Genomic DNA, 11,932 nt, shown 5'->3' with positions numbered 1-11,932 from the left:
GTGACGGACCAGGTCATCGCCGGGGTCGACCTGTCGCGGCTGCGCGAGCTCAACTCGCTGACCGTGGTGCGCGCGCTGCGCGACCAGCCGCCCACGACCGTGACCGAGCTGGCCGCCCTGACCGGGCTGTCGCGGCCCGCCGTCGACGTGATCGCGCAGGGGCTGGTCGGCAGCGGCTGGGCCAAGGTGGTCGAGCCGGGCGCCAGCAGCACGGTCGGGCGGCCCGCGCGCCGCTACCGGTTCAACGCGACCGCCGGTCACGTGCTCGGCGTCGACGTCGGCGGCCACAAGATACTGGCGCTGATCGCCGACCTCGACGGCAACGTGGTGCACACCGCCCGGCGCTCGATCGGGGCCGACGCCGACCCGGGCGAACGCCTCGCCGCCCTCGACGAGATCATCGCGACCGCCCTGCGCGAGGCGGGCAAGACGGCCCACGACATATGGGCGGTCACCGTCGGCGTCACCGGCCCGGTCGACGCCACCGGCCGTACGACCCTGTTCACGCCGCTGCCGGGCTGGCAGACCGTCGACCTCGCGGCCCATCTGAAGGACCGGTTCGCCTGCCCGATCGTGGTCGAGAACGACTGCAAGCTGGCCGCGCTGGCCGAGCGCTGGCTGGGCGTCGCGCGCGACGCCGACGACATCGTCTTCCTGCTCGCGGGCATGCGGATGGGGGCGGGCCTGATCATCGACGGCACGCTGCGCCGGGGCTACGGGGGCGCGGCCGGCGAGATCGGCGCGCTGAAGGCCCTGCGCTGGCTGGCCGCCCCGGGACATCTGCAGAACTGCCCCGGCGTGCCGGCCAGTGTCAGCCCGGACGACGCGGCCGCCTGGGTGTTCAACGCCGCCCGGGACGGCAACCGCGACGCCCGTACGGCGCTCAACCGGTATGTGAAGGACGTGGCGCTCGGCGCCGCCGCGCTGGTGCTCGCGCTCGACCCGCAGGTCGTGGTCTTCGGTGGGGGTTTCTCGCGCTCGGCCGACCTGGTTCTCGAACCGCTGAGCCGCGAACTGGCCAAGCTGTGCCTGCGGGTGCCTGAGGTGCGCGCGTCGACGCTGGGGGCCGACAGTGTGGCGCTGGGCGCGCTGCGGCTGGCGCTGATCGAGGTCGACCAGCGCCTCTTCTCGGTCGGCCTGAGCGCTCCGGTGGCTCCCCGCCGTTAGTGGCGGTGGTGGTGGTGCGAGCCGGTGCTCAATGCGGCGACGGAGATCAGCATGCTCGTGACCAGCAGAGTCCCGAGCAGGATGTCTACCAGCATTTATCCACCATGGGCCCGCCTTCGAGGGCCGTCAAGCGCCTTCGCGCGATCCGCCAGGGAGCGTTCAGGAACGTAGGTTAGGCTGCGCGGCGAGGGGAGTACCTCACAAAGAGCGTTGCGGTCATCACGGGCATCTCTGCATGCCCCCGTGCGCTCGCCCGTCAGGCGGCGGGTGAGGGAGACCTCGGACGATGGCGCACATCTCCGAGGAGGAACCCCGCGCATGGCGCAATCCGTGATTCTTGCTGCCCCGCTCGAGACCGTCGCATCCCCGCAACTGTGGGCGATCAGCATCGCTGTCCTCATCGGCCTGCTTGTGGCCGACTTCGTGGTCACCCGGCGGCCGCACGACGTGCCGATGCGCGAGGCGGTCGGGTGGTCCATTTTCTACCTGACGCTGCCGGCCGTGTTCGGCCTGGTGCTGTGGTGGGCCTACGGCAGCCGCCCGGCAATCGAGTTCTACACCGGATTCGTCGTCGAGAAATCGCTGTCGGTCGACAACCTGTTCGTCTTCATGCTGCTGCTCGGCGCGTTCGCGGTGCCGTCGGCGCTGGCCCAGCGGGTGCTGCTCTACGGCATCGCCGGCGCGCTGGTGCTGCGGGGCATCTTCATCGCGGCCGGTGCGGCCGTCCTGCAGGCCGGCACCTGGGCGTTCCTGCTCTTCGGCGGCGTCCTGCTGCTGACCGCGGTCAAGGTCATGCGGGACGCGACAAAGGGTCAGGACCACGAGGTCGACATCGACGGGATGCGCAGCGTCAAGCTTCTGCGCCGCTTCTTCCCGGTCACCAAGGAATACCACGGCAGCAAGATGACCGTGCGGCAGGCCGGGCGCCGGGCTCTGACTCCTCTCGCCGTGGTCGTGTTCGCGGTGTTCATGACCGACATCGTCTTCGCGGTCGACTCGGTGCCCGCGGTCTACGGCGTGACCGAAGACCCGTACCTGGTGTTCGCCACCAACGCGTTCGCTCTGATGGGGTTGCGGGCGCTCTACTTCGTGTTGCGCAACGTGCTCGACAAGCTGCGTCACCTCAACTACGGGCTCGCCGTCATCCTGGCCTTCATCGGGGTGAAGCTGGTGCTGCACTGGGCGCACGGCGTCTGGCCGGCGCTGCCCGAGGTGCCGACGCTGGCGTCGCTGGGCGTCATCGCCCTCACCCTGGTCACCGTCACGATCACCAGCGTGCTGGCCAACCGCCGGGATGCGGCCGCCGCGCAGGAAACCGGCGAGCCGGTCTCCGTGGGGCACTCCTCCGATCAACGGTGATCTGAGGAGTGCCCCACGGCCGGGCCCGGGGTCGGGAACGGCCTCCATTGATTGGTCGCTTGCTACGGTCAATTGATGACTCGCTCCTACCGCTCCCCGGTCCGGGCCGTGGCCGCCCAGGTCACCCGGGCGGCGATCGTCGAGGCCGCGCGCGCCCTGTTCGCGCAGCGCGGCTATGCCCGCACGAGCGTGGCGGCGATCGCCGACCGGGCCGGGGTCGCGCTCAACACCGTCTACACCAGCGTCGGCGGTAAACCGGCGCTGATCGCGGCGGTCGCGCAGGATGCCACCGACGACGCGGCGATCGAGGCTGCGCTGGCCGAGACGGCGGACACGGCCGACGGTCGCCGGATCCTGCGGGTCCTCGCCGACGGCACGGCCGAGGTGACCCGCCGCCAGTCGGAGACCCTGCGCTTCCTGCTGGAGAACCGGTCCTCCGAACCCGCCGTCGCCGAGGCGGCCGAGCAGGCGTTCGACCGCTACCGCGAACGGCTGACCCGGGCCGCGACCAGGCTGGCCGGGCTCGACGCGCTGCGGCCGTGGATCGACGCCGAGCGGGCCGCCCAGATCCTCTGGTTCTATTTCGGCGCCGCGGCCTGGTCGACCGCCCGGCAGATGGGCTGGACCTGGGACGACGCGGCCGACTGGCTCTACGCCCAGGCCGTGACGGCCCTGCTCGACGATTGACGTGAATCACAGTCAATTCATAGTACGAGCGCTACTCTGAATTGGTGAAGACGATCGACCCCCAAGCTCCGGCCGACCGGCCCGAGACCGAGCAGATGAAGGTCATCCACCGCGCGATGACCCGCGAGTTCACCCTGCTGCCCGCCCAGGTGCGGCGGGTCGGCGAGGGCGACTCGGTGCGCGCGAGCGTGGTCAGCGACCATCTGACCCTGCTGCTCGGCATGCTGCACGAGCACCACGAGGCCGAGGACGAACTGCTGTGGCCGCTGCTGCATCAGCGCGTCCCGATGGAGAACGCGCTGATCGAGGCGATGGAGGGCCAGCACGAGGCCCTCGACGCCGCGATCGGGACGGTGAAGAGCCTGCAACTGTCGTGGACCCGTACGGCCGGAGCGGCGGCGGGCGAAGAGCTCGCGGTGGCGCTTCAGCAGCTCGCGGACGGCCTGGCCGAGCACCTCGCCCTCGAGGAGCAGAAGGTGCTGCCGCTGATCCACGATCACCTCACGGTGGCCGAGTGGGAGGCGCCGCAGAAGCACGCGATGAAGCACGGGCCGAGCCGCCTGAGCGACAAGCTCGTGCTGGCCGGCATCGTGCTCGAGGGCGCCACCCCTCGGGAGCGGGCCTGGTTCCTCGGCGGCATGCCGGCCCCGGCGCGGGTGCTGTGGCGTTTGATGGGCGCGCGCCAATACGCCGAGCATCAGCGCCTCGTCCGGGCCTGAGGCGCCGCGAGACCCGAGAGCCCCGCGGCGTCGCGGCTATTCGCTCAGGGGCAGCGGAGGCAGGTACGAGTTCGGCTCCAGGAACTTGTCCCACATGCGCACCGGGACCTGGATGTCGGGGTCCTGCTCGCGGCCCGTGCTGCGGCGGATCTCCGCCTCGCGGCCGTCGAGCACCTTGTGCGACCAGTCCGGCTCGATCAGCGCGGCGCGGCCGAGCGTGACCACGTCCCCGTACGTCAGGGCCTCGACAGCGTCGTCCGGGGTCCAGACCTCGCCGCTGACCACGAAGGCCACCCGGCCGGCGATGCGGTCCCGGACCCGCTGGTTCACCGGGTCGGGGTGGTCATCGCCCTGCGCGGTCGCCCGGAAGCCGCCGCCCAGCGACGTGTGCACGTAGTCGACACCGGCCTCCACGATCGCGTCGATCAGCTCCAGGCTCTCGTCGACGGTGTAGCCGACCGTCTCGCCGTGCACCTCCTCGGGCGAGATGCGATAGCCGACGAGGAAATCCGCGCGGCCCGACTCGGCCACGACGCGGCGCACCTCGCGCACCACCTCGAGCGCGAAGCGCATGCGGCCGGCCAGGTCACCGCCCCACTCGTCGTCACGTTCATTCGAGTACGTCGAGAAGAACTGCTGCAGCAGGTAGTGGTTCGCGCCGTGAATCTCGACACCGTCGAACCCGGCCTTGATCGCCGTCCGGGTGGCGTCGCCGAATTCGCGGACTACGTCGGCGATGCCCTCCTCGGAGAGGCCGGTCGTGGGTCGCTCGTGCCACGGGAAGTGCTTGTCGCTCGGGCCGAACGGCACCTCCGCGAGGTGGGCCTCGCGCCCGCCGTGCTGGAGCTGGAGGATCGCCTTGTTGCCGCGCGCCCGCAGTGCCTCGGCCAGGCGGGTGAGGCCGGCCAGCACCGGGCCGTCCTGCTCCTCGTAGGCCACGAACTGCACGTCGCCCAGCCGCCCGTGCGGCGACACGGCGACCGCGCCGGTGATGGCGAGCTGCCCGATGTTGTTGCGGCGCCGGTAGTGCGCGATCTCCTCGTCGGTGAGCACGCCGTCCGGGCTGCCGGCGAAGGTCGTCATCGGGGTCATGCCGAGCCGGTCGCCAAGCACCGTGCCGTTCGGCAGCGTGAGGGGACGGAACAGCGGTGCGTACTTCTCGTTGGTGGAACTGTTCATGTGCTCAACGGTCTCGGCGCTTGCCTGCCCACGCAAACAGCCGGTTAGTCGCTAACTTTTGGTTAGTGGATACGATCGGTGCATGAAAACCCCCGACAACGCGCCCACCGAGTGCCGCCAAGTGCAGTCGGTGCTCGACACCGTGGGGCGCCGCTGGTCGGGCGCCATCCTGGTGGCCGCGAGCCGGGGCGCCCGCCGGTTCGTCGACTTCCGGCGCACCGTCCCCGGCATCTCCGACCGCATGCTGTCGGTGCGCCTCAAAGAGCTCGAAACGCTCGGCCTGCTGCGGCGTGAGGTGATCCCCAGCACGCCGGTGCAGATCCTCTACGAGCCCACCGCGCTCGGCCGCGAACTGCTGCACGTGCTCCAGCCGCTGTTCCGCTGGGGTGAGAAACACCTCGACGAGGTCAGTGCTGCGACGCCTTAGCCGGTTGCGGCGAGGTCTTCGGCAGGTCGCCGCAGGCTGAACAGCCGAGCTGCCGCAGACGTCTGTGCTCGGCCAGCACGCCGGCGGCCGTGGGCGAGACGCGGCGTACGAGACGGTTCTCGGGCACGGGCTCGGTCTTCTCGTGCCACCAGGGGTTCGCGGCGCGCTGACGGAATCGGCGGGCCAGCAGGAGCAGAAGCGCGGCCTGACGGCGTACGCGGTGACGTTCGAAAAGAAGGATGAGCACGATCGCGCCGACCAGCAGCAAGCGGGTGGCCGTCGGTGACGGGCCGTCGGGCGGGGCATAGTTGCCCTCGCGCAGCCCGGCGTGCCGCTCGAAGTGGTTGAACGCGCCGGGGGCGAAGAGTTCGTCGACGCTGTAGGCGACCGGGAACGCGGCGGGGCCGCCGAGCACGGTGAACAGAGCCCACTGCTCGGTGTGCCGGGCCTCGTGGCGCTTGAGCCCCAGCAGCTCCTCGTAACTGTCCGTATGAGCCTGCGGATGGGTCAGGAAGATGTGGCCGAACATCGTGCCGCCGCGGGCGAAGCCGGTCTCCATGCGCGCGGTGAGGTTGCCGTTGGGCGCGAACCGGCAGACGTCGGCGCCACGGGTCTCGGCGTAGGCGAGGGCGAGACCGGTCTGCCCCGCGGTGAGGAACTGCCGCAGTGCGACGATCGGCCCGCCGCCGGGGGTGACGTAACGCTGCGCGTCGAGCGGCGACATCCACGACGGCGGCCGGCAGAGCGGCGCCCGCACCGCGAAGGCGGCCAGCGCCACCACGCCGAGAACCTGAAACCCCAGAAGGATCGCCAGCACGCGCATCAGCCGGTGATGGCGGTGACGGCACCCGTGGCAGCGATCACGGTTGGCGGCCCGGCGGCGCAACGCCTTCGGCCGCATGTGCCACACGCCGAGGAAGCCGGTGCCCAGCACCCGCAGGGTGCCCTCCACAAGCGAGTGCCTCATCTCGCCCTCCGTGTTGCTCATCCCGCTCCGAGAGCGTGAACTGCGATCGTACGGGCGTCGCGCGGCTCGCAGCGTACGTCGGACGACGTAAGCGGAACGGAGAGAACCATGCCCGAGACCATCGTGCTGACCGGAGCGAGCAGCGGCATCGGCCGTGCCACGGCGCTGATCCTTGCCGGACAGGCGGACCATCTCGTGCTGCACGGGCTGGGGCCGGAGAGCTCGGTCGGCGCGGTGCGCGCGGCGATGCGCCCCGGCACGACGCTCACCTATCTGCGGGCCGACTACGAAGACCTGAGCGAGGTGGACCGGCTGGCTGCCGAGATCCGGGCGGTGACCGGCTCGATCGACCTGCTGATCAACAACGCGGCCCGGCCCGGAGCGCCCGCGCGCACGATCACCGCGGCCGGCAACGAGGTCACCTTCCAGGTCAACTACCTGGCCCCGGCGCTGCTCACGACCCGGCTGCTCGACCTGGTCGCCGGACGCGTCGTCAACGTCGCGTCGGCCACGCACTTCTCGGCGTCGCTCGACCTCGACGACGTCGAGCACGGGCCGCACCGGTACTCGCCGTCCGCCGCCTACGCCTACTCGAAGCTGGCCCTGGTGACGTACACCTGCTGGCTCGCGGCACATCGGCCGAGCCCCTCGATCGACGTCGTCAGCATGCACCCGGGGGTGATCGCAACCGGTCTGCTGCACGCGATGTTCTCGATCACCGGCGACAGCCCGGAGCACGCGGCGGGCAACATCCGGTACGTCGCCTCGCTGCGCGACGACAACGGAACCTACTACGACGAGCGCGATCCGCAGGCCCCGAACACACAGGCAACCGACCCGCTCGTGCAGGACCGGTTGCACGAACTGACCACCGTTCTCACCCGAGGAGACGCCCGTCACGTGGCCCGCCCCGGTGTCGCTTCCAAGCTGGATCCGTGACCCTTCCCCGCGAACTGGAGAGCATGATCGTGCTGCCCGCCGACCGCCGCTACCCGATGCTGCGGTCGACGTTCACGAGGACGTGCCGACCGGCGATGGTGATGCTGCCCGCGAACACCGCTGAGGTGGTCGCCGCCCTGCGCTTCGCCCGCGACCAAGACCTGCCGGTTGCGGTGCGCAGCGGCGGGCACGGGCCGGCCGGACGCGCCTCCAACGACGGCGGCGTCGTCATCGACCTGAGCAGACTCGATGACGTACGCGTCCTCGACCGCTCGCGGCGGCTGGTGCGGGTCGGCCCCGGGGCACGCTGGGCGACGGTCGCGCGCGAGCTCTCGCCGCAGGGACTGGCGATCAGCTCAGGCGATCACGGCAACGTCGGCGTCGGCGGCTCGTCGATCTCGGGCGGCATCGGCTGGCTGGCCCGCCACTGGGGCATGACCGTCGACCACGTGCGGGCGGCCGAAGTCGTGCTGGCCGACGGCCGGATCGTACGGGCCGACGCATCCACCGAGCCGGACCTGTTCTGGGCGATCCGAGGCGCCGGGGTGGGGGTCGGGATCGTGACCGCGCTGGAGATCGAGGCGGCCGAGCTGCGCGACGTCGGCGTGATCCGGATGACGCTGCTGGCCGACCGGGAGGGCGAGGCGATCCGGCGGCTGGTGACCTACATGACGGGCGCGCCGCGCGAACTGAGCGCGGCCGGCATGCTCATGCCGTACGGAGGGGAGGCGATCCTCTCGACGACCGCGGTCTACGCCGGTGACGACGTGCGGCTGATGCGCAAGGCGGTCGCGCCGCTGCGGCACCTCAGCAGCGGCCTGATCAAGCAGCACATCCAGCGCGTGCCCTACTCGGCCCTGCTGCCGTGCGAACAACTCGAACCCAACACCGGCCAGCGCCCCGGCACGACCACGAACGGCCTGCTGCACGCGATGACTCCACCCGCCGCCGAGGCGATCTCGGCCGCGGTCTTCGCCCCGACGCCGACCCTGATCCAGTTGCGCTCGGCCGGCGGCGCGATCAACGACGTGCCACCCGACGCGACGGCCTTCGCCCACCGCAACCACGAGGTGCTGGTCATCGGCTCGGTCTTCCCACCGCAGGACAGCGGCGCGTTGGACACCCTGTGGGACGAGATCGCCCCGCACATGGACGGGTCCTACTTCGGTTTCGAGTCCCGCCCCGACGCGGCCGCCTTCCGCCGCTGCTTCCCCGGCGCAACCGGCGACCGTGTGCTGGAGCTGTGGCGCCGCTACGACCCCGACGAAATCTTCCGCCCGCCGGGCCTTTGACCCGCGGGCCGCGGCCGGGGTGGTCGGCCGCCTTCACCGATCGACCACGGCCGTACGCCGGAGCAGGCGGCCTCCGGATGTGCCGTGGTTTTCGCGGCCACCGCCGGGCTCTTGTCACCAACTGCAGAAAGCCAGGTCCGCGATCGCATGCGGATCTGGCCGATGAGAGGGTGCCGGCGACGGCGAATCTGGCCGCTGCGAGAATTGCGATGATGGATACGATCACGATTCGAATGCCTGTTCACAACGGCGGTGAAGAGTTACTCGAAGTGGTGTTGGAACCCTACGGCCGGGACTACTGGCTTCGGCCCGGCGAGTCATTGCTGGTTCACACCGCTGCTTGTAATGACCAGGGAGCAATGTGGCCAGGCACGACCGGGGGTAACGAGCCCTTCGAGGTGGACTGCCATCCCGGCCTCATCCGAGTCCATGCCAACGGTACCCACGATGGGTCACCGACCTTGCCGACAACGAACTCGACTGCGGCCATCAGCGGCCATAGACCTGACACCAGCAGCGAGGCTTGACGCATCAACATTCACCAACATCGACGCCTTGATCTGCCGATGACAGTGCGCGTTCGCTGCTGTTCCCCTATGAGTGCTACTGGAGCAGGTTGAGCTGAGACTTCTCGCCTGACTGGCAGCGCGGATGTCACTCACCGGATGTCAGTTACGCGCCGAGGTGGCTGCGCAGCAAGATGACTTCCGAGTAGATCGCGGTGGCCCGATGGTGTACACCTGCGAGAAGTGCCCCGTCGACGTGGGGCACTCGTCGTCCTCTCGAAGGCAGACAACGGCAGGCGCGACACCTGGCGTGCGCGCCTGCCGCCTTGTGCACTTCAGTCTTTCGGTGCGACCCGGATACGGTTCCCGTCAGGGTCGGCTGCGAGGAAGGTCAGGCCGAACCCCGCATCGTGCGGCTCTTGCAGGATCGTTACGCCCTTGGACTGCCATTGCTTGAAGATCGCGGTGATCTCGTCGGGTCGTCCACCTTCGATGGCCAGGCAAACCTCACTGGTACGCGGGACGCCCGGCGACAGATCCTCGAACTGACCGGACCACAGAGCGAGGTCAGCGCCTGGCCCGAGGTCGAAGGTGATGTATCCCGAAGTCTCGAGCGAAGGGCTCATGCCGAGGAGGTCGCCGTAGAAACGAGCTGCGGCGGGCGCGTCGTTCACATAGACGATGGACACGACGGACGTGGTCATGGTTGTTCCTTCTCACAGGTGGTAGGTACGCATCCACCAGCCTGGCCGGAATATGCGCCGCATCGTGTCGCAATTTCCTGGAAAACTTGGTGGGTGACGCCGGACCGTTTCTTCGCCCTGATGTTGCTTCTCGAGTCGAGGGATGGTGCGACCACACAGGAACTTGCCTCGGCGCTCGGGGTTTCCCTGCGAACCATCACCCGGGACCTGAACTGGCTCCGCGACGCCGGTCTGCCGGTGACCGCGCATCGGGGCCGTCTCGGTGGCGTGGCCATGCTGCCCGGGTCCGGGCTCGACCTCACGCGGCTCACGCCTGGCGAGCGTGATCATCTCTCGCTCATCGGGCTGGATGAAAAGCAACGCGCGGAGCTCAACGCATCGGCCGAAAGCCGGCGCGCGCTCGCCAAGATCGCCGCTACGCAGTCACGTCGAGCTCATGAGCTGCTGCCGCTCACCGATGTCGTGCACGTGGACAGTCGTCCCTGGCTCCAGTCGCGAGTTTCCGGCACGACTCCGGCTTCGCTGATCGGACCGGTGCGGCGAGGTCGCCGGCTACGGATCGTGTACCACAGCCCACGCGAGTCATGTCCACGCGACCTGGTCGTGGACCCCTACGGGTTGTTCGCCAAGGCCGGCGCCTGGTATCTCGTCGCCGACTGTGCCCGAGTGCCACGGATGTACCGACTCGAACGGATCATGACGTGGAACGAACTCGACCAGCCACGACGCATCCGCGAGAACCAGACCCTGGCCACCGTCGCAGCAGCGCTCATTGGTCAGTGGGCACACAACCACGCGATAGAGGTCAGCGCCACCATCGATCAGACCCAGATCGAGCGAGCGCAACGGATCTTCGGCCTACGACTCGTCCGGGACGACGATGAAGAATCCGCCGCCGGCCACAAGGTGACAATCCACTTCCAGCATCTGGAGGACGTGCGAGCATTGCTGCCGTTCGGGAGCGCCATCACTGTGCACGGCCCCGCCGAAGCCAGGGCTCACCTCCGCGCCCTCGCCACCGACCTTGCCCGCCACTATGCGCCGTCACGAACGTCCTGACCAGCAATACCTGGTTGTTCGAGAGGACGCACACCCTGGCGTCAAGATCAACTCACTCTCATGGCCGCTGGTCGCGCGCGGCGGCCCGCGGCGAGTCGTCACGCGACGTGGGCGGCCCGACGCCCGCTCGTGCCGATAACAGTGCGTCATGGAAATGCGGATGCGCGCGAAATGGCAGCTAAGCATAATGCTCTCTCTGTGATTGTCCGGGACGCAACCGTGAATGCGGCTTTCCGCTGTTCGAGGTCCGTTACCGCCACACAGCGAGCGAACCGACATCCTTGGCTTCACCCTGATTTAGCCGCGGACCGCGCGGTCTGCTGCGGCGTTTGTCGGCCTCGAAGGCTCCTGCAGATCAAATTCGGAGGCGTCGCCGATCTTGGATGGCCATACTGCTCCCATGAAACTTGCCGAAGCTCTCGCGCTGCGCGCAGATGCGTCGCGCCGTGCTGAACAGCTCCGCTCCCGCATCACCAGCAGCGCCCGCTTCCAGGAAGGCGAGACTCCGGCTGAGGACGCAGTGTCCCTGCTCGCCGAGGCGGGCGAAGTGCTCACTGAGCTTGAGTCGCTGATCAGGCGAATCAACCTCACCAATGCCGCGACGCAGGTCGAGGGCGGCACACTGACCGACGCGCTCGCCCGGCGAGACGTCCTGCGCCTGCGCCACAGCATGGTCACGTCCGCCGCTGACGCGGCGGCCGGTGAGGGCCAGCGCGGATACCGGCAGCTGCGGTCCGAGCTGAAGATGATCCCGGCGCTACCGGTCGTTGAGCTGCGTCGCCAGGCCGACGATCTTGCCCGGCAGGTCCGAGAGGTGGACACGCTGATTCAGCGGGTCAACTGGGAGGTCGATTTGCTCGACTGACCGACGCGGAGCAGGTAACCGACGTGGAGGCGTGCGCAAACCCGAGAGCTGGCGGGTAATCC

General features: G+C 69.3%; 12 protein-coding genes. 9 read left to right on the top strand and 3 right to left on the bottom strand.

Annotation, left to right across the window (positions count from 1 at the left end; translation table 11 throughout):
- The 4 genes from EER30_RS24715 to EER30_RS24700 all read left to right on the top strand — a co-directional run bounded on the left by EER30_RS24715 (position 1) and on the right by EER30_RS24700 (position 3,932).
- A complete protein-coding gene (locus EER30_RS24715; RefSeq protein ID WP_127502969.1) occupies positions 1-1,167 on the top strand; it encodes an ROK family transcriptional regulator in 1,167 nt (388 codons plus the stop codon).
- A gap of 318 nt (positions 1,168-1,485) precedes the next feature.
- Positions 1,486-2,526, top strand: coding sequence for a TerC/Alx family metal homeostasis membrane protein (locus EER30_RS24710; protein WP_127502967.1), 1,041 nt, complete (start codon positions 1,486-1,488; stop codon positions 2,524-2,526).
- A 75-nt stretch (positions 2,527-2,601) separates the two neighbouring features.
- On the top strand, positions 2,602-3,213 hold the full coding sequence (locus EER30_RS24705) for a TetR/AcrR family transcriptional regulator (protein WP_127502966.1): 612 nt from the start codon (positions 2,602-2,604) through the stop codon (positions 3,211-3,213).
- Between the two features lie 44 nt (positions 3,214-3,257).
- Entirely contained in the window at positions 3,258-3,932 is a 675-nt protein-coding gene (locus EER30_RS24700; protein WP_127502965.1) for a hemerythrin domain-containing protein, read from the top strand.
- A 36-nt stretch (positions 3,933-3,968) separates the two neighbouring features.
- Here EER30_RS24700 and EER30_RS24695 read toward each other — a convergent pair whose 3' ends face one another.
- Entirely contained in the window at positions 3,969-5,111 is a 1,143-nt protein-coding gene (locus EER30_RS24695; protein WP_127502963.1) for an oxidoreductase, read from the bottom strand.
- Positions 5,112-5,193: 82 nt separating this feature from the next.
- Here EER30_RS24695 and EER30_RS24690 point away from each other — a divergent pair, with 82 nt between their 5' ends.
- On the top strand, positions 5,194-5,538 hold the full coding sequence (locus EER30_RS24690) for a winged helix-turn-helix transcriptional regulator (protein ID WP_127502962.1): 345 nt from the start codon (positions 5,194-5,196) through the stop codon (positions 5,536-5,538).
- Here the strand turns inward: EER30_RS24690 and EER30_RS24685 are convergent.
- Complete coding sequence (locus EER30_RS24685) at positions 5,519-6,505, bottom strand: hypothetical protein (protein ID WP_127502961.1); 987 nt, start codon at positions 6,503-6,505, stop codon at positions 5,519-5,521. The two genes, EER30_RS24690 and EER30_RS24685, sit on opposite strands and share 20 nt — an antisense overlap.
- Before the next feature lie 108 nt (positions 6,506-6,613).
- Between EER30_RS24685 and EER30_RS24680 the strand changes: the two genes are divergently transcribed.
- Complete coding sequence (locus EER30_RS24680; protein ID WP_127502959.1) at positions 6,614-7,444, top strand: SDR family NAD(P)-dependent oxidoreductase; 831 nt, start codon at positions 6,614-6,616, stop codon at positions 7,442-7,444.
- Positions 7,441-8,736, top strand: a complete 1,296-nt coding sequence (locus EER30_RS24675) for an FAD-binding oxidoreductase (protein WP_127502958.1) — start codon at positions 7,441-7,443, stop codon at positions 8,734-8,736. Before EER30_RS24680 ends, EER30_RS24675 begins: the two co-directional genes overlap by 4 nt.
- Positions 8,737-9,577: 841 nt before the next feature.
- Here EER30_RS24675 and EER30_RS24670 read toward each other — a convergent pair.
- Positions 9,578-9,946 (bottom strand): VOC family protein, encoded by a 369-nt coding sequence (locus EER30_RS24670; RefSeq protein WP_127502956.1) that lies wholly within the window; start codon positions 9,944-9,946, stop codon positions 9,578-9,580.
- 93 nt (positions 9,947-10,039) lie between these two features.
- On the opposite strand from EER30_RS24670, the gene EER30_RS24665 reads away from it, so the two are divergent.
- Together EER30_RS24665 and EER30_RS24660 are read left to right on the top strand one after the other, a co-directional pair.
- A complete protein-coding gene (locus EER30_RS24665; RefSeq protein WP_127502954.1) occupies positions 10,040-11,005 on the top strand; it encodes a helix-turn-helix transcriptional regulator in 966 nt (321 codons plus the stop codon).
- Between the two features lie 400 nt (positions 11,006-11,405).
- Positions 11,406-11,870, top strand: a complete 465-nt coding sequence (locus EER30_RS24660) for a DIP1984 family protein (protein ID WP_127502953.1) — start codon at positions 11,406-11,408, stop codon at positions 11,868-11,870.
- The last annotated feature ends 62 nt before the right edge of the window (positions 11,871-11,932 follow it).

It is taken from the genome of Actinoplanes solisilvae (assembly GCF_003999975.1).
GTDB classification, from domain to species: Bacteria; Actinomycetota; Actinomycetes; order Mycobacteriales; family Micromonosporaceae; genus Actinoplanes; species Actinoplanes solisilvae.
The sequence above is the reverse complement of the archived record's forward strand: the minus strand, read 5'-3'. Positions and strand labels throughout refer to the sequence as shown.